The 16,435-nt window shown below is 64.7% G+C and carries 16 protein-coding genes; 1 reads left to right on the top strand and 15 read right to left on the bottom strand.

All coding sequences use genetic code 11. The features are described from left to right. Positions 1 to 108: 108 nt before the first annotated feature. Positions 109 to 1,629 (bottom strand): acetaldehyde dehydrogenase ExaC, encoded by a 1,521-nt coding sequence (gene exaC, locus ACQ1W9_RS04755; RefSeq protein WP_431025572.1) that lies wholly within the window; start codon positions 1,627 to 1,629, stop codon positions 109 to 111. A gap of 138 nt (positions 1,630 to 1,767) precedes the next feature. Between exaC and ACQ1W9_RS04750 the strand changes: the two genes are divergently transcribed. Next, positions 1,768 to 2,406, top strand: a complete 639-nt coding sequence (locus ACQ1W9_RS04750) for a response regulator (protein WP_431025571.1) — start codon at positions 1,768 to 1,770, stop codon at positions 2,404 to 2,406. On the opposite strand, the gene ACQ1W9_RS04745 is transcribed toward ACQ1W9_RS04750, so the two are convergent. From ACQ1W9_RS04745 to ACQ1W9_RS04680, 14 genes are all read right to left on the bottom strand, one after another. Then, positions 2,392 to 3,723: a hybrid sensor histidine kinase/response regulator gene (locus ACQ1W9_RS04745; protein ID WP_431025570.1), complete on the bottom strand. Its 1,332-nt coding sequence runs from the start codon at positions 3,721 to 3,723 to the stop codon at positions 2,392 to 2,394. The two genes, ACQ1W9_RS04750 and ACQ1W9_RS04745, sit on opposite strands and share 15 nt — an antisense overlap. Further along, positions 3,704 to 4,855: a nitric oxide-sensing protein NosP gene (gene nosP / locus ACQ1W9_RS04740; RefSeq protein ID WP_431025569.1), complete on the bottom strand. Its 1,152-nt coding sequence runs from the start codon at positions 4,853 to 4,855 to the stop codon at positions 3,704 to 3,706. The genes ACQ1W9_RS04745 and nosP overlap by 20 nt, the downstream gene beginning before the upstream one ends. 140 nt (positions 4,856 to 4,995) lie before the next feature. Then, a complete protein-coding gene (locus ACQ1W9_RS04735; RefSeq protein WP_431025568.1) occupies positions 4,996 to 5,574 on the bottom strand; it encodes an antibiotic biosynthesis monooxygenase in 579 nt (192 codons plus the stop codon). Between the two features lie 167 nt (positions 5,575 to 5,741). Then, complete coding sequence (locus ACQ1W9_RS04730) at positions 5,742 to 6,536, bottom strand: IclR family transcriptional regulator domain-containing protein (RefSeq protein ID WP_431025567.1); 795 nt, start codon at positions 6,534 to 6,536, stop codon at positions 5,742 to 5,744. Positions 6,537 to 6,717: 181 nt separating this feature from the next. Next, on the bottom strand, positions 6,718 to 8,301 hold the full coding sequence (locus ACQ1W9_RS04725) for an alkaline phosphatase family protein (RefSeq protein ID WP_431025566.1): 1,584 nt from the start codon (positions 8,299 to 8,301) through the stop codon (positions 6,718 to 6,720). Positions 8,302 to 8,311: 10 nt separating this feature from the next. After that, positions 8,312 to 9,604: a TRAP transporter large permease gene (locus ACQ1W9_RS04720; RefSeq protein ID WP_431025565.1), complete on the bottom strand. Its 1,293-nt coding sequence runs from the start codon at positions 9,602 to 9,604 to the stop codon at positions 8,312 to 8,314. A gap of 6 nt (positions 9,605 to 9,610) precedes the next feature. After that, the gene (locus ACQ1W9_RS04715) at positions 9,611 to 10,111 is read right to left on the bottom strand and encodes a TRAP transporter small permease (protein WP_431025564.1); all 501 of its coding nucleotides are present in this window, start codon (positions 10,109 to 10,111) and stop codon (positions 9,611 to 9,613) included. After that, positions 10,104 to 11,165, bottom strand: a complete 1,062-nt coding sequence (gene dctP, locus ACQ1W9_RS04710) for a TRAP transporter substrate-binding protein DctP (RefSeq protein WP_431025563.1) — start codon at positions 11,163 to 11,165, stop codon at positions 10,104 to 10,106. Before dctP ends, ACQ1W9_RS04715 begins: the two co-directional genes overlap by 8 nt. A gap of 109 nt (positions 11,166 to 11,274) precedes the next feature. Further along, a complete protein-coding gene (locus ACQ1W9_RS04705; RefSeq protein ID WP_431025562.1) occupies positions 11,275 to 11,619 on the bottom strand; it encodes a Rieske (2Fe-2S) protein in 345 nt (114 codons plus the stop codon). Beyond that, on the bottom strand, positions 11,612 to 11,932 hold the full coding sequence (locus tag ACQ1W9_RS04700) for a YciI family protein (protein ID WP_431025561.1): 321 nt from the start codon (positions 11,930 to 11,932) through the stop codon (positions 11,612 to 11,614). The genes ACQ1W9_RS04705 and ACQ1W9_RS04700 overlap by 8 nt, the downstream gene beginning before the upstream one ends. Then, positions 11,929 to 12,798, bottom strand: a complete 870-nt coding sequence (locus ACQ1W9_RS04695; RefSeq protein WP_431025560.1) for a dioxygenase — start codon at positions 12,796 to 12,798, stop codon at positions 11,929 to 11,931. The genes ACQ1W9_RS04700 and ACQ1W9_RS04695 overlap by 4 nt, the downstream gene beginning before the upstream one ends. Positions 12,799 to 12,821: 23 nt before the next feature. After that, positions 12,822 to 13,889, bottom strand: coding sequence for a maleylacetate reductase (locus tag ACQ1W9_RS04690; RefSeq protein ID WP_431025559.1), 1,068 nt, complete (start codon positions 13,887 to 13,889; stop codon positions 12,822 to 12,824). 10 nt (positions 13,890 to 13,899) lie between these two features. Beyond that, the gene (locus ACQ1W9_RS04685) at positions 13,900 to 15,363 is read right to left on the bottom strand and encodes an aldehyde dehydrogenase family protein (protein WP_431025558.1); all 1,464 of its coding nucleotides are present in this window, start codon (positions 15,361 to 15,363) and stop codon (positions 13,900 to 13,902) included. A gap of 21 nt (positions 15,364 to 15,384) precedes the next feature. Then, entirely contained in the window at positions 15,385 to 16,404 is a 1,020-nt protein-coding gene (locus ACQ1W9_RS04680) for a hypothetical protein (RefSeq protein WP_431025557.1), read from the bottom strand. Positions 16,405 to 16,435 lie beyond the last annotated feature (31 nt).

The raw sequence follows: 16,435 nt of genomic DNA, 5'->3' as shown, positions 1-16,435 counted from the left end.
TGGGCGAGGCGTTCCCAGGGGACAGAGTGCCTGTTCGAGGGGCCAGAAAAAAGGGGACGCCCATGGCGTCCCCAAGTTTCCACACGACTTACCCCACCGACTCGCCGATCAGAAGAATCCCAGCGGGTTGATGTCATAGCTGACCAGCAGGTTCTTGGTCTGCTGGTAGTGTTCGAGGGCCACCTTGTGGGTCTCGCGGCCGACGCCGGACTTCTTGTAGCCACCGAAGGCGGCGTGGGCCGGGTACTGGTGGTAGCAGTTGGTCCAGACGCGGCCGGCCTGGATGCCGCGGCCCATGCGGAAGGCCACGTTGATGTCGCGACTCCAGACCCCGGCGCCGAGGCCGAACTCGGTGTCGTTGGCGATGGCCAGCGCCTCGGCCTCGTCCTTGAAGGTGGTCACCGCCACCACCGGGCCGAAGATTTCCTCCTGGAAGACGCGCATCCTGTTATGGCCCTTCACCAGGGTCGGCTGGATGTAGTAGCCCTGGTCGATGCCCGCCTCGAGACTCTCCTTGTCGCCGCCGGTGAGGAACTCGGCGCCCTCCTGGCGGGCGATCGCCATATAGGACATGATCTTGTCGAACTGCTCCTGGGAGGCCTGGGCGCCCACCTGCACCTCGGTGTCCAGGGGGTTGCCGCGCTTGATCTGACTGACCTTCTCCATGACCTTGGCCATAAAGGCGTCGTACATGGACTCCTGGATCAGCGCCCGGGAGGGGCAGGTGCACACCTCGCCCTGGTTGAAGAAGGCCAGCACCAGGCCCTCGGCGGCCTTGTCGATAAACTCGGGCTCGGCGTTCATGATATCGGCGAAGTAGATGTTCGGCGACTTGCCGCCCAGCTCCACGGTGGAGGGGATGATGTTCTCGGCGGCGCACTTGAGGATATGCGCGCCCACCGGGGTGGAGCCGGTAAAGGCGATCTTGGCGATCCGCGTGCTGGTGGCCAGCGCCTGGCCGGCCTCGGCGCCATAGCCATTGACAATATTGACCACCCCCGGCGGCAGCAGGTCGCCGATCAGCTTCATCAGTTCGAGGATCGAGGCCGGGGTCTGCTCGGCGGGCTTCATCACCACGCAGTTGCCGGCGGCCAGCGCCGGGGCCAGCTTCCAGGTGGCCATCAGCAGCGGGAAGTTCCAGGGGATGATCTGCCCCACCACCCCCAGCGGCTCGTGGAAGTGATAGGCCACGGTGTTGGCGTCGATATCGGCGGCGCTGCCCTCCTGGGCGCGGATGCAGCCGGCGAAGTAGCGGAAGTGGTCGACGGCGAGCGGAATATCGGCGTTGAGGGTCTCGCGCACCGCCTTGCCGTTGTCCCAGGTCTCGGCCACGGCCAGCGTCTCGAGATTCTGCTCGATGCGATCGGCGATCTTCAGCAGCAGGTTAGCGCGCTCGGCGGCGGAGGTCCTGCCCCAGGCCGGGGCGGCTTGGTGGGCGGCATCCAGGGCCAGCTCGATATCCTCGGCACTCGAGCGCGGGATCTCGCAGAACACCTGGCCGTTCACCGGGCTGACGTTGTCGAAGTATTGCCCCTTCACCGGCGGCACGAAGTCGCCGCCGATATAGTTGCCGTAGCGTTGCTCGAAGCTGATGACGGCACCGGCTTGACCGGGATTGGCGTAGATCATGGCGTAACTCCTGAGATTATCGTTGTTGAATCGGACACCTCCCAGTGTTGGCCAGCGGCGACGGTCGGGGCATCATGCCATGGCAGGAGGACGCCTCCTCCCTTGGGAGGAGGCGATAAACGACAACGAGGAGCGTCCATGCATAGGTTGCTGGTGGCCGACGACCACCCCCTGTTTCGCGAAGCGATCGTTGGCGTGATCGCCGCCGGCCTTGAGGCCACCGAGGTCCTGGAGGCGGCCAGCCTCGCGGAGGCGCTGCGCCTCGCCGAGACCAATGAGGCGCTGGACCTGGTGCTGCTGGACCTGGGACTGCCGGACGCCGATGGCCTGAGTGGCCTGGCCCGGCTGCGCGAGGCCGCGCCGGAGCTGGCGGTGGTCATCGTCTCCGCCGAGCAGCACCGGGCCACCGTGCTCGAGGCCCTGGAGCTGGGGGCCGTGGGCTATATCCCCAAGTCGACGCCCCGGGCGGCCCTGATCGACGCCCTGCGCCAGGTGCTCGACGGCCAGGTCTATCTGCCCCCGGCGATCATGCGACGGCCAGCGCCCAGCCGCCCCGCCCCGGTCACCGAGGAAGATCCCCTGACCGGGCTCACCGACAAGCAGCGGGAGGTGCTGACGCATATGGTGCGGGGGGAATCCAACAAGATGATCGCCTTTCGCCTGAATATCGCCGAGACCACCGTCAAGACCCATGTCTCGGCGATCCTGCGCAAGCTCAAGGTCAGCAGCCGGGTCCAGGCGATCCTGCTGGCCAGCGACTGGCTAAGGCGGGCCTGACTCCCCCCCGCCGGGGCGCTGCAAGGCGAGCATGGCCATCTTGAGGCGCAGCGGCTTGACCGGCTTGAGCAGGTAGCCATAGCCCCGGGCCCGGGCCGCGGCCTTGAGCTCGGCGTCGTGGTTGGCGGTGATCAGGATCACCGGCAGCCCGGGACACTCCCGGCGCAGCCGATCCGCCACCGCCAGGCCATCCGCCGCCCCCAGGTGATAGTCGACGATCAACAGGTCCGCCCTCTCGCCGCGCTCCAGGTCGTCGACCCGGGTCGCGGTCAGGGCGCGACAGCCCCAACCCTCGAGCAGCGCCGCCATGCCGGCGCAGATCCCCGGGTCATTATCGATCACCCAGGCCCGGAGCCCGGTCAGCGGCGCCTCCGCCCCGACCTCCGGCGGCGCCGGCGGATAGGCCCGCCCATAGGGCACCCGGATCGAGAACCGGGAGCCGTGCCCGGGCCGCGAGACCAGCCCCAGGGGGTGGTCGAGCAGGCCGGCGATGCGCTCGACGATGGCCAGCCCCAGGCCCAGGCCCCGATCGGCCCGGCCCCGGTCGGCGGGGCCACGGCGAAACTCCTGGAAGATCGCCCGCTGCTGGTCCTCGGCGATGCCGCTGCCGCTGTCGGCCACCCAGATTTCCAGGGCCTCGGCGCGGCGCCGACAGCCCAGCAGCACCCGCCCCGACGTCGTATAGCGGATGGCATTGCCGAGCAGGTTGCGCACCACCCGGGCCAGCAGGGTCAGGTCGGAGTCGATCACCGCCCGGCTCGGCACATAGCGGAAGTCGAGGCCCTCGGCGGCGGCCAGCTGGCGATGCTCCTCGGCCAGGACGTCGAGGAGCTCGCCGACCGGGAAGCTGCCGCGATCGGGGGTCAAGACCCCGGCATCCAGCCGCGAGATATCCACCAGGGTGCCCAGCAGCGCCTCCACGTCCTGCAGGGAGCGGCCGATATGCCACGCCAGGCGCCGCGGTTCCTCGGCCAGGGCCTGGGACTCCAGGGCGCTGGTGAACAGCCGCGCCGCATTGAGCGGCTGCAACAGGTCATGACTGACCGCGGCCAGGAACTTGGTCTTGGAGAGGTTGGCCGCCTCGGCCTCGGCCTTGGCTTCGCGCAGCGCCTCCAGGGTCTGGCGCAGGGCCTCGGTGCGCTCGCGCACCTGCTCGGCCAGCACCACCGTATGCTCGAAGGCGGCATAGGGCGCGGTGCCCGGCTGGGCGCTGGACTCCACCCGCTCGATCAGGGCGGCACAGATGCGCCGCAGGCGGGCGTTCTCCTCGGCCAGCGCCTCGCGGCTCCCGCCCGCTTCAATCCCCGGCAGGTCCAAGGGCGACGCCGGTGAAGGTCTGGTTGATATGTCGGCCATGGTGCTGCTCCCCATAGGTATTGAAGCCGATCACCCGCCGCTCTTGCAGCAGGCGGGAGGCCGCTTCCTCCTGCCCCAGGGCCTCGATCTCCAGGCGCCGCAGGAAGCAGTCGCAGCCGATGATCAGCGTCGGCGGTCCCAGCCGCCGGGCCAGGGCATCCAGGGTGGCGGCCAGGTCCTCGAGGATCGGCGCCGGGGTCATGGCGGTGAGCACGATGCCGGTCTCCACCGCGCAGTAGAAGCTCAGGCTACCATCCGCATTGACGCCCTGGATGGAGCGCACGAAGCAATCCTCGCCGATGCGCACCGCCAGGGGATGGCGGGCGAAGACGCCGGCGTCCAGCGCCTCGGGGGCCAGCCCCACCAGCCGGGCATAGGCCTCGACGGCGGGCATGGCATTGAGCTCCAGCACCCGGCGTCGCTCCCGGTCGGCGCGGGTCACCACCAGCTTCTCGCCCCGCGGGCGCAGATGATGGGTGCTGAAGACCTCGAAGGGCAGCCGGGTATTGATGGCCACCACCACCGCGGCGCGGCCGTGAAAACGCCCCTCGCAGAACACATGGGTATGGGCCAGGTGATTGTCGTCCCCCGCCGAGCCACCGAAGCTGGGGATACTGCCCAGGGCCGCGTCCAGGGTCGCCAGCACCTGCTCCTCACGGCTGGAGAGGCCATCCAGCAGGGTCATCACGAAGGTCTGCTCGGCGATGGGCGCCAGGGCATGCCGTCGGCAGTCGGCCAGGAGGTCATCGCAGAGACGCTGGGCCTGGACCAGCTCGAAGGCCTCAAGATCCGTGATCAGGGCCAGGGAGACCGCGAAATGGCGGGCATCGAAGCCGATGGCGACGATACGCTCCCGGCCGTAGCCCTCGGCGGTGATCTCCCCGGCGGTGGTGCAGCCGGCCACGGGCACCTCGCCGAAGGCGGCGGTCAGCGCCTCGCCCAGGGCCGCCAGGGGATACTCGGCGCTGCAGAAGAACAGCACCAGGCCCAGCTGGGGATGACGCAGCGCCGCCGCCAGCTCGGCGGCGGCGGTCTGGGGGTCCCGGGCCCGGCTATCGGCCTGGCGCAGGGGTGGGGCGACGGTATCGCGCATGGCAGGGCATCCCTCTCGGTCTGCGGCCAGTCTAGCAGCCCCAGGAAGGCCGGGATAAGGAGGCCTAGGCCCTGAGTTAGTGCCAGAGTCGGACCAGGCCCCTCTTCCGGTACGCCGGGATAAGGCGACGCTTGCCCGGACTACGCCCTTAACTGGTGCCAAAGCCGCGCCAGGCGCCCCGTCCCGGTGCGGCCAGGGCGGGCATTGAGCCAGGGCGCCAGCCAGCGGGTCACCAGGGGGATAAACAGGAACACCATCACCGGGGTCAGCATCAGGGTGGTGGCCAGCACCCTGAGCACCAGGGGCAGGCTCGCCAGGGCCTCGCCGAACAGCAGTTGATGGCCCAGGGAGACCGGGAAGAAGGCCAGCCAGATGGCCACCGCCTGCTTCCAGCGCGGCGGGGTCTGGCCGCCGGCCGCGCGGAACCAGCTGTCGAGGCCGGTGGCGCGGTGCTCGTGGGGCGCCAGGTAGAGGCCTTCGCCGCGCGCGAGCCAGGCACGCCGGGAGGCGGAGTGTTCCCAGGCGTCGAGGGTCTCGGTATCGCTGAAGCGGAAGATGATCTGGTACTCGTCGTCGCCGGGGGGCGGCGCCAGCACGCCGGAGCCCAGGTAGCCGCGGAAGTCGGCGGCGAGCTCGCGGCCCTCGTCGAGCCAGGCCATGAAATCGGGGTAGCGGCCGCGGGCCACGCGGCGCGCCACCATCAGGGTCACGGGTGACATCGTGTATCTCCTCGATCCACACGGCGACCCGGGTAGGGTCGCCTCGGCAGTCGGGGCCGGGTAAGGCCCCCTGCATTGGGGATGCAAAAAGTACACCATTCCCCTCATCTTCTCCACCGTTAGGCGGTTACGGAATGAGGTGTGATGGCATTCAACTGACAGTCGAATCAATAAATATTATTTTCAAGAAAAAGGCTGGAAAGATCTTTGGATGCTTTTCTCAGGGGGGGATAAAACTTCCCCTTTATCCCTTCTCCAGGATAGGCTGATTTCATCCACACCACGTTCAGGCTCGCTTGTACATCGCCCATGACCATGATCGGAACCGCAATGGCATCAAGGTCCACTTCTTCGTCAGAGTGCAGCGTGGTAATGTCGGGTGCACGCTCTGCATACCCCTTGTCTCGTATATCGGTTAGCATGGCATCGATATACCGACGGTTGGAGACCAGCTCGGCCTCCTTTCCTCCACGTTTCTTCAGTGACTCCAGGATCATCTCAAGGCGCCTTGCATCGCAATGTGCAAGATAGGCTCTTCCCATCGCCGACATCAGGATACTCGGCTTGTAGCCAAGCACTTCCCGGTTGACCACGAACGGACTACGCCGCCTGGACGTTTCGATAATGGCCATACCCTCTCCATCATAGACGGAGATATCCGATGGCCACTGCAGCTCCTTCTGCAGCCTGTCCAGGACAGGCGCAGACACCTGCGCAATTGCATCTTCAACGCTGAGGCGCATCCCCAGGTCATGCAACTTGTAAGTCAGTCGATAGCGATTATCACCAATCCCCCGATAGACCCAATCCTCGCTCTCCAGTGTGGCGAGTATGCGAAGGATCGTCGCCTTGTCCATGCCCGTCGTTTCATGCAAGTCCTTCAGGCTTACCGGTGAATCTGCTGCATCAATGACATTGACGATCTTGAGTCCTCTGGCCAAGGCCTGAATAGTCTTGCTCATGCTGCCCCTCCACCACGCCCCGGGATATGGAACCGCCTTCGACCGGCACCATCGTAGCATACCTGCTGACGTCGGTAGTCTGGATCGAGACGGCTACCGGGCTCAAGCGACAGGCGTCGAATAGCAAACGGTCAGGGTTTCCCCTGACCACAGCAACATCATGATATTGTTGAGCTGAGCACTAGACATGTGCCTCATCCCAGTAGCCGATCAGGATGCCCAGGCTCTTCTCCTTGTCCCAGGTCGCCTCGACTCGCTCGTTGGCGACGGTGATTCTCGAGTGATGCCGCCTCGACCACTCGAAGATGGCCTTTTCCAACTTCAGGGCCACGTCCTCGTACCCCGGCTCTCCCCCCAGATCATGAAGCTCATCGGGATCTTTCTTCAGATCGAAGAGCAGGGGACGGAAGTTCTCCACCATGATGTACTTCCATCGCCCGTCATAGGCCATGATCATGCGGGCATCCTCGATCGGCACGTTCAGGTTGACCCGCGCCGGCCTCATCGAATAGTCGTATTCGGAGAACACACAGTCTCTCCAGTCCGATGGTGATAGGCGTCCATGCAGTATCGGTATCAGCGACCGCCCTTCGAGAACATGCGGCCTAGGCGCTCCCCCGAAGAATTCCAGGAAGGTTGGCGCCAGGTCGATGGCTTCGACCAAGAGATCCGAGGCGGTGCCACGGGTGGCATCGGCGGCTTCATCGGGGTCATAGACGATCAGGGGAATTCGCACCGAGGCATCATGAAACAGCTCTTTCTCGCCCAGCCAGTGATCCCCCAGGTAATCGCCATGATCCGAGGTGACGACAATTAGCGTATTATCCAGGTATGAGTTTTCCTCCAGCCAATCCAACAATACACCGATTTGATCATCGACCTGCTTGACGAGTCCCATATAGGCGGGAATAACCGTCTCTCGGACATGCTCCTGCGAAAAGCTTCGCGATACTTCCGACTGCATGAACTGCTCGAGTACGGGATGCGGGCTCCGTTTCTCGCCTTCCGAGCGAACGGCCGGCAGGACATCTTCCTTCCGGTACATGTCATGGTATGGCGCAGGTGCGATATACGGCCAGTGCGGCTTGATATAGGAAAGATGCAGGCACCAGGGCTGGTCACCGGCATCCTTGATGAAGTCGATGGCTCGCCGGGTCATATAGGGGGTTTCCGAATGCACCTCTTCCACACGCGCCGGATACTTGGCACTCTTCAGATACCATCCCGAGAGAAGTTCTCCATTCACTTCGGCCGCATTCGCCCACTCGTTCCAGGGATTCTTTCCTGGGTAGCCCATGGAGGACAAGTAGTCATTGTAGGGAGATCCCGGATCGTAAGGCCCATCGGGGTGCAGGCCATCATCCCGCTCATAAGGCTCGAACCCGCACTCCGATACCAGCACGCCAAGATCCGTATCCGGGGAGATACCCAGGCGTTCCATGCCACCAATATCGGCCTTCATATGCGTCTTCCCCACCAGTGCCGTACGAACTCCTAGGGGGCGGAAGTGGTCACCGAGGGTGGGTTCACCGACCTGAAGAGGAAATCCATTCCAGGTGGAACCATGCGACCGCACATAACGGCCGGTGTAAAAACTCATCCGCGAGGGGCCACAGATCGTGGATTGCGCATAGGCCTGGGTGAAACGAACACCGAGCTTCGCCAGTCTGTCGATGTTTGGCGTATGCAGATCAGGATGCCCATAGCAACTCAAGTAATCCCAGCGCAACTGATCGCACATGATAAACAGGACATTCTTGCTCATATTACACCTCTTAACTCAGCCCAGGCAGGAAAACCGCAATCTGTGGAAACAGGAAGACAAGGATCAGTGCCACGATATTGGCCAGGATAAAGGGTGTAACACCCTTGAATATCGTACCTATCCTGATATCGGGGAGAGTCGCCTTAACCGTAAAGACATTCATGCCGATAGGCGGCGTTATCAACCCCAGCTCGATCACGATAATCACCACGATACCGAACCATATCATGTCGACATTCAAGGCCAGCAGGGTGGGAATAAAAACCGGTATTACCAGAAACAGGATACCGATGCTTTCGAACACCATGCCGAGAAGGATGCAGATCACTGCAATCACGATCACCACCTGGAGGGCGCCGAGATCGAGGAAGTTGACGGCATCGACTAGCAGATAAGGAGCACCCACCATGTTCAGGTAGTTGGCAAACACCATGGCACCGGCGGCGACCGCCAGGATCATGGCGGTGGTGATCACCGCATCCACCAGGCAATCCAACAGCTCCCTGGTGCTGCGTAGCCGCCCCTTCATCCAGGCGAACAGCAAGGCTCCTCCGGCACCGACGGAGGCGGCCTCGGTGGGGGTAAAGATCCCGCCATAGATACCGCCGAGAATGATGCAGAACAGCAGGAAGACGGGCCACACCATCAGGGTGGTCCTGATGATCTTGCCCAGTGTGGAGGGGGCGGCCGCCGGACCCGACTCCGGTCTGAGTGAGGTCCAGGTCATGGCCACGATCAGATAGAGCACCACCAGCATGGCGCCCGGAATGATCCCGGCCAGGAACAGCTTGCCGATATCCTGTTCGGCGATGACCCCATAGATGATCAGGGGCACGCTGGGAGGAATCATGATGCCCAGGGTACCGCCTGCCGCTATGGCCCCCGTCGAAAGGCTGTCACAGTAGCGATATTGGCGCATGGAGGGCATCGCCACCTTGGACATGGTGGCCGCCGTGGCCAGCGAGCTGCCGCATACCGCCGAGAAGCCGGCACAAGAAAGGATCGTCGACATCGCCAGTCCCCCCCGGAATCGCCCCAGGGTGGCATAGCCGGCATCATAGAGTTCTTTCGCGATACCGGCCCGGAAGATGAAGTTGCCCATCAGGATGAAGATCGGGATGACGGCCAGGCTATCCTTGAGAAAGATATCCATCACCTGCTGGCTGGCCATGATGATCGAGGCATCCAGGCTGCGTAGCATGGCCACGCCCACGGTCCCCACGATCAGGGTGACGAAGGCGAGTGGCAGCCCCAACAGGCACAGGCCGATGACAAGGGAAAACGCCAGAATCGACTCGAGCATGATCGCTTACTCCCTCAAGCCTTCATTGTGTTGCCGGGATATGGCAAAGAGGGCGAACACGACCCCCGCCACGCTGCTCATCAACAGTGCCCACCCCAGATAGGCCATCGGCCAGTCGAGAATCACGGTACGTTGCCGGGTTTCGGCCGCCACCACGGCAAAGTCCCAGATCACCCACAGCAGAAAGCCCATACCGACGACGTTGGCCAGCCACCTTGCCCCCTTGAACAGGCGCGGGGCTCGGGCCTCGAAGAAGCCGTCGAATAGGGAGACCGAGATATGGTCATTACGCAGTGCCAGCAACGCCAGGCCGGCCACCGTGATCAGGGCGAGGCAGAGGCCGGTGAATTCCGAGGTGCCGAAAAGCGGTGCATTGAACAGGAACCGCCGCCCGACATCGAAGAGTGTCACCAGGGTCATGGCAGCCAGCACCAGCCCGGCGAGCCCCCCTAACAGACGAGCCGGCATGGCCAGTCGATGATTGGTTTGGGTATAGATATCAGCCATTGTCATCACCATTCATCACCGACGAGACCTGCTGGGTGTAGAAGGTGATGGCTGCCTGGGCATCCACGCCCTTCGCCGTGGCCTCGTCTATCCACTCCTGAACCAGGGGGTCACCGGCAGCTTGTAGCGCCTCATAAAACGCCGATGGGGCCTCCACGAACTCGACACCATTGTCGAGGGCCCGTTGGCGCGCCTGCGCCTGCTGCTCATCCCACGCACGCCCGATGGCCTGGGCCAGAGCCTCCCCCGAGACCGCCTCGATGGCCCGGCGGTCCCGTTCCGCGATGCGCTCCCAGGTATCCTTGTTGATGAACATCGAGAAGCTGGGCGCGGTCACCTTGGTGGGCAGCACGGTCACCGATCGCGCATAGCTCATGGCCTTGAAGGCATCGGCATCGATCAAGGGCACCCCCGCGAAGCCTTCCACCACCCCGATGGAGATGGGCTCGTGCATCTGTACGGCCGGCCCCGTCACGATCGGCGCATCGATGGCTCGCAACAGATCGGCGGTCGTGCCGGCCAGGGCCCAGGTCTTTCTTTCCGTCAAATCCTCGAGGGCGAGGATAGGCGTATCCATCATGCTGTAGAGCTCCGCCCCCGGCGCCATGAACAGGCCTATCAGTTGCACATCCTCATACTCGCCGGTATCGGCGAAGTACTCTTCATAAGTACGCCACAGGGCCACCGAGTTGGCTTCAGAGCTATCGGACGACAGCCAGGGTAGTTGCCCGACCAGCGGCAGGGTAATCTGATTGTCCGCCCAACCATTGAAGATATAGGCGCCATCGATCAATCCCCGTTGTACCGCCATCCACAGGTCCTGAGGCGGCGCCGCGGTACGCGGTGGTATGGTGACCGTGACACGCCCCTCGGTGACTTCCTCGACATCGCTTGCCCACTCCCGTATGGCACTACTGGTCAGGAAATGTTGTGGCGGAAAGAAACTATTGAAGAAGATGTTCACCTCTTCATCCGCCTGTACGGTCCCGTATCCCCCTAAGGTCAACAAGACTGAAGCGGCACTCAATCCAACAAATTTCAATGAGGCGTGCATTGTTATTCTCCCGATTCTCGACAGTCGATAGATCAATGTTATTAAAATCCGGAAAGCGAGTTGCCTTGATGTGTTTCCACGGGTTCGCGGCTTTCCCGGCTGCACAAGTTCATTGCTGATTCAGCAATACCTTGTTTCCGTCCAGGCGGACCGAAACGGACGTGAGCCTCCTGCCCCGACACGGCCCCTCGATACAGACACCATCCCGGAAGCGAAACAGGGCGCTATGGTGGGCGCACATCAGGACTTCGCCCCGATAGGTGGAAAACTCTCCGGGTCGATAATCCAGGCGCACCGAGAAGTGCGGACAGACATTATCGTAGGCATAGACCCGACGGCCTTCCCTGACGATGACCAGCCCGGCGCCCCCCCCTCCCTCGCGGGACGGCCTCGGCACCCCCAGCGCTCCCCCATCCGGGACCTCCTCCAGACGGCACAAGACGGCATCAGGCATCACGCTCGCCCTCCTTCGTCCGGCCACGCGTCCACAGCCAGGGCCGAATCTCGACATGCTCGAACAGTCCTGCCCGGGCATAGGGATCGTCGGCGGCGAAGGCCTCCACGTCTTCCCGGCTGTTCGCCTCGATGATCAGCAGGGTGCCGTTCATGTCGTTGCCCCGCGGGTCCAGCGTCGGCCCGCCCTGGAGCACCTTGACCGCATGCCGGCCCGGGGCATCCAGGTAGGCGCGATGGCGGGGGCGCAGTTGCTGCCGACGCGCCAACCCGCCGGGCTTGTCGGTGGCCCACAGCACGAAGAATTCGCTCATGCCGCCTCCAGGACGAAGTCGTAGTGGCCGACCCGGAAGGGCTGCTCGAAGCCGAATTCGCTGGCCAGGGGGTGATCGGCCGAGCATGCCTGAAACCCAACCTTCAGCGACTCCTTGACCCCGAAGACCGCATCGGACGCCAGATAGAGATCCTCGTCGAGAAACAGGTGGGTGACGAGCCGGCGATGGCCCTCGGCCTCGATCAAGAAGTGGACATGGGCGGGGCGCCAGGGATGGCGACGGGTGGCGTCCAGCAGCCGACCGACCGGGCCATCGGTCGGGATGGGGTAGCTCACCGGTATGGTGGTGCGGATCGCATAGCGTCCCTGGGCATCGGTCCGATAGCGACCCCGAAGGTTATCCATCGGCTGCGCCCCGTCCTGCCCCGAGTACATGCCATTGGCGGCCGCCTGCCACACGTCCAGCACCGCATGGGCCAGGGGGTACCCGTCCGGAGTCAGCACCCGGCCGTGGATCAATGCCGGCTCGCCTTCGGTCTGCGCCATGTTCTCGCCGTATTGGCGCTGCGGCATACCGGCGATGTAGAAGGGACCGAAGACGGTGGTGTCGGTGGCCGCCTCCACCTGGCGGTGGTTGATGGCATCCACCAGCATGGATACTCCGAGCACATCGGACAGGAGGATGAACTCCTGGCGCACGTGCCCATCGCACATCTGGCCGGTCGCGGTCAGAAACTCGATCGCCGCCAGCCACTCCGCCTCGCTGGGCTCCACCTCACTGACGAAGGCATGCAGATGGCGAATGAGCGCCGTCATCAACTCACGTATGCGCGGCTCGGGGGTCTCCGCGAAACTCTGCAGCACCCGCTCGGTGATCCGGGTTTCCTGGGTCTTCTCTGGGGTCATGGTGGCTACCTCGACGAACGGGGTCAGGCCGGCGCCTGGCCCTGCAGCGCCCGGTCGAGCAAGGCCTCGATGGCCTCCCGCTCGAAGGGGCGAGGGTTGTAGTAGGGCTTGTCGCAGGCGATCCGTGCCGTCTCGGCGGGGCCCTCGGCGGGAAAGCCGATGTCGGCCAGGCCCTGGGGGATCCCCAGGCGCTGGTTGAGCCGATGGAGCAGCGGGCCCACCTCGTCGGCCCGGCTTCCACCCAGCGCCCGCGCGGCACGCGACAACGGCTCGGCGGCGGCCTCCCGGTTGTAGTGGGCGCTATGCGGCAACAGAATGGCATGCGCCGGGGCATGCGGCAGGTTGAAGGTACCGCCGAGGGTATGGCACAGCTTGTGATGAATGGCCATGCCCACCGACCCGAGGCAGATGCCGGCCAGCCAGGCCCCGTAGAGGGCATCACGGCGGGCCTCGCGGTGCTCGGGATCGGCCACCACCGCCGGTAGCGCCTGGGCCAGGGCACGGATCGACTCCTCCGCCATCAGGCTGATGATCGGGTTGGCGTCCTGGGCATAGAGCGCCTCCACCGCATGGGCCATGGCGTTCATGCCGGAGCAGGCGGAAATCGCCACCGGCAGGCTGAGGGTCAGTTGCGGGTCATAGATTACCGTCCTCGGCAGGACCCGGGGATCGCGCCCGGTCGTCTTGAGCCGCTGCTCGGTCAGGCCATAGATCGGCGTCATCTCCGAGCCGGCGTAGGTGGTCGGCACGGCGAGGATCGGTAGCCCCGCCTCCAGGGCAATCGCCTTGCCCAGGCCGATGGTCGAACCGCCCCCCACGGCGATACAGCCGTCCGCGCCCTGCCGGGCCGCCTCGGCGCGAGCCGCCTCGGCCACCTCGACCGGCACATGCATCTTCGCCTTGGCATAGACACCCGCCGAACGCTCGCCCAGGAGGGCGGCGACCCGCTCCCCCAGCGCTTGCTGCTCGGGGGTGGTGAGCACCAGCGCCCGCCGCACACCCAGGCGATCGAGTTCTTCCGCCACGCCGTCCAGCCTGCCCCAGCCGAAGACCACACGGGACGGCTGTCCCTGATAGACAAAGGAATCCATAGCTCGGCCCCTAGCGTTGGTAATACGGTGGAATCTGCGCATCGACATTGACCCAGACCGAATGCGCCTCGGTATAGTCATGCATGGCCTCGAAGCCCATCTCGCGGCCATAGCCGGACTTGCCCACGCCGCCGAAGGGGCTGGCCGGGCTGACCCGCTTGTAGCAGTTGATCCAGCACATGCCGGCCCTGATCTGCCCGGCCAGGCGATGCGCCCGCTGCAGGTCGCGGGTCCACAGGCCACTGCCCAGGCCGTAGTCGGTGCCGTTGGCGATCTCCAGCGCCTCCTCGTCGCTGCCGAAGCGCAGCACGCTGACGAAGGGACCGAAGACCTCCTCCTGGGCGACCCGATCCCCCGGCCGGGCCTCCACCACGGTAGGCTCGATGTAGTAGCCGTCTGCCAGGCTCGGATCGTCCGGCGCCTTGCCCCCGGTCAGCAGCTTGCCGCCCTCCTGCTGCGCGATATCAACGAAGGCCAGCACCCGGTCGCGATGCTGGGCCGAGGTCAGGGGGCCCATCTCGGTCTCGGGATCCAGGGGATCGCCCAGGCGAATCGAGCGGGCCAGGGCGAGGAACTTCTCCAGGAAGGCATCGGCGATGCGCTCGTGAAGGATCAGCCGCGAGCCGGCGATGCAGGCCTGGCCCTGGTTGTGGAAGATCGCCCAGGCCGCGCCATTGACCGCCGCCTCCAGGTCGGCATCCTCGAAGACGATATTGGCGCCCTTGCCGCCGAGCTCGAGCTGGACCCGCTTGAGGTTGCCCTTCGAGGCCTCGACGATGCGCTGCCCGGTGGCGGTGGAGCCGGTGAAGGCGATCTTGTCGACGTCCTCGTGCTCGGCGAGGCGCTGCCCGGCGGTGTGGCCATAGCCGGGCACCACATTGACGACCCCATCGGGAAAGCCGACCTCTTTCATCAGCGCGGCGATGCGCAGGGTCGACAGCGGGGTGATTTCCGAGGGCTTGATGACCACGGTATTGCCCGCCGCCAGGGCCGGCCCCATCTTCCAGCTGGTGAACATCAGCGGGAAGTTCCAGGGCACCACCTGGCCGACCACCCCGATCGGCTTGCGCTGCACATAGTTTAGGAAGCCGGCCTCGACCGGGATCACCGCGCCCTCGATCTTGTCGGCGATACCGCCGAAGTAGCGAAAGCAGGCCGCGGTACGCGGCACGTCCAAGCCACGCGAATCGCGGATGGGATGGCCGGTATCGCGGGATTCCAGCTGCGCCAGTTCCTCGGCATTGGCCTCGATGGCATCGGCCAGCTTCAGCAGCAGGCGTCCCCGCTCGGCGGCGGCCAGCCCGGCCCAGGCGGGAAAGGCGCGCCTGGCGGCGGCCACGGCACGATCCACGTCCTCGGCTTCCGCCGCGGCAATCCGCGTCAACAGGGAACCGTCATGGGGGCTGAGCACATCGATGCTGCCGCCCCCCAGCGCCGGCACGAACCGGCCGTCAATAAATAACTGATTCTGCATGTCAGACCACTCCATCAAGACTCAGAATTCCACCGGGTAGGGCGGCAGCTCACCGCTTTCGTAGCGTTGCGGCAGGTCCGGGGTGGCGTTCTCCCAGACCAGCAGCATGGAGCGCTTGGTGGAGTAGCCCTGATGACGAATATCCGCCGGCATGGCGGCGATATCTCCCGCCCGCATGGTGACCCGGGCACGGGGCGCGCCATCGTTCTTGTCGGCGATCTCCCAGACGATCTCGTCGGAGAGTTGCAGGAACCACTCGACCCGGTCGTTGCCATGGAAGATCGGCAGGATGAACTCCTCGGTGGTGGGGCAGAACAGGCTCGCCTTGCACACCGAGGTCACCGAGGGGTTCCAGGTCACGTCGGAGCGCGACAGGTACTTGAAGAGGTTGAAGGCGTGTAGCTCCCCCGCGAAGCCGGGCTCGGCATGAATCTCGGGCTCGTCCTGGGCGACATCGGCGAACTGGCGGTTCACCGGCAGGTCATCGCGCAGCGGCGAGTCGTCGGGCAGCCCCGGCATGCGCTGGGTGGCGACCCGGAAGCGCTCGATCGCCTCGGCATTGTCGCCGTGCTTGCGGCCGAAGGCGCTGCCGGTCTCTTCCGGGGCGGCGAAGGGATCGAAGCCCTCGTTGACCCAGTCATGCAGGATGGCCTTGAAGGTGGCCATGATCCTGGGACTCTCGAAGGTCTCCAGGTAGTCGACGCCGGCCTGCTTGAGCACGCCGTTGAAGGTCCCGGCGTAGAGATCGACCATGCCGTAGTGGTTGCGGGTGCCGATGACCTCATCGAAGTTGACCCAGCCGTAGAAGAATCCCCAGGCCACATCGCGCATCACGGCCCGCAGGAAGGCATCGGCGGGGATCAGGTGGGAGTGCGTCTCGCCCTTGGCCGGCCAGGCGACCCGGGCGAAGTATTCATCGCGGCTGAATTCGAAGGCCCCCAGTTGGAAGCGGCGGTACCCGGTCAGCGGATCGGGCTGGCTGGCGTCGACTTCGTCGGCGGCAAAGCTGAGCGGTTGGTTGGCATTGTCCATCATCGCCATGACGTAATCCTCGAGTGTGATCTATGGGGCG

Source organism: Halomonas sp. H5, from assembly GCF_050613175.1.
In the GTDB taxonomy this organism is placed as follows: domain Bacteria; phylum Pseudomonadota; class Gammaproteobacteria; order Pseudomonadales; family Halomonadaceae; genus Bisbaumannia; species Bisbaumannia salifodinae.
Note: the sequence above shows the minus strand (reverse complement) of the source record. Positions and strands in the feature narration are given on the sequence as shown.

Coding starts and splice junctions, on each gene's coding strand:
- exaC (WP_431025572.1), bottom strand. CDS start 1,629: ATGATCTACGCCAATCCCGGTCAAGCCGGTGCCGTCATCAGCTTCGAG.
- ACQ1W9_RS04750 (WP_431025571.1), top strand. CDS start 1,768: ATGCATAGGTTGCTGGTGGCCGACGACCACCCCCTGTTTCGCGAAGCG.
- nosP (WP_431025569.1), bottom strand. CDS start 4,855: ATGCGCGATACCGTCGCCCCACCCCTGCGCCAGGCCGATAGCCGGGCC.
- ACQ1W9_RS04735 (WP_431025568.1), bottom strand. CDS start 5,574: ATGTCACCCGTGACCCTGATGGTGGCGCGCCGCGTGGCCCGCGGCCGC.
- ACQ1W9_RS04730 (WP_431025567.1), bottom strand. CDS start 6,536: ATGAGCAAGACTATTCAGGCCTTGGCCAGAGGACTCAAGATCGTCAAT.
- ACQ1W9_RS04725 (WP_431025566.1), bottom strand. CDS start 8,301: ATGAGCAAGAATGTCCTGTTTATCATGTGCGATCAGTTGCGCTGGGAT.
- ACQ1W9_RS04720 (WP_431025565.1), bottom strand. CDS start 9,604: ATGCTCGAGTCGATTCTGGCGTTTTCCCTTGTCATCGGCCTGTGCCTG.
- ACQ1W9_RS04715 (WP_431025564.1), bottom strand. CDS start 10,111: ATGGCTGATATCTATACCCAAACCAATCATCGACTGGCCATGCCGGCT.
- dctP (WP_431025563.1), bottom strand. CDS start 11,165: ATGCACGCCTCATTGAAATTTGTTGGATTGAGTGCCGCTTCAGTCTTG.
- ACQ1W9_RS04705 (WP_431025562.1), bottom strand. CDS start 11,619: ATGCCTGATGCCGTCTTGTGCCGTCTGGAGGAGGTCCCGGATGGGGGA.
- ACQ1W9_RS04700 (WP_431025561.1), bottom strand. CDS start 11,932: ATGAGCGAATTCTTCGTGCTGTGGGCCACCGACAAGCCCGGCGGGTTG.
- ACQ1W9_RS04695 (WP_431025560.1), bottom strand. CDS start 12,798: ATGACCCCAGAGAAGACCCAGGAAACCCGGATCACCGAGCGGGTGCTG.
- ACQ1W9_RS04690 (WP_431025559.1), bottom strand. CDS start 13,889: ATGGATTCCTTTGTCTATCAGGGACAGCCGTCCCGTGTGGTCTTCGGC.
- ACQ1W9_RS04685 (WP_431025558.1), bottom strand. CDS start 15,363: ATGCAGAATCAGTTATTTATTGACGGCCGGTTCGTGCCGGCGCTGGGG.
- ACQ1W9_RS04680 (WP_431025557.1), bottom strand. CDS start 16,404: ATGGCGATGATGGACAATGCCAACCAACCGCTCAGCTTTGCCGCCGAC.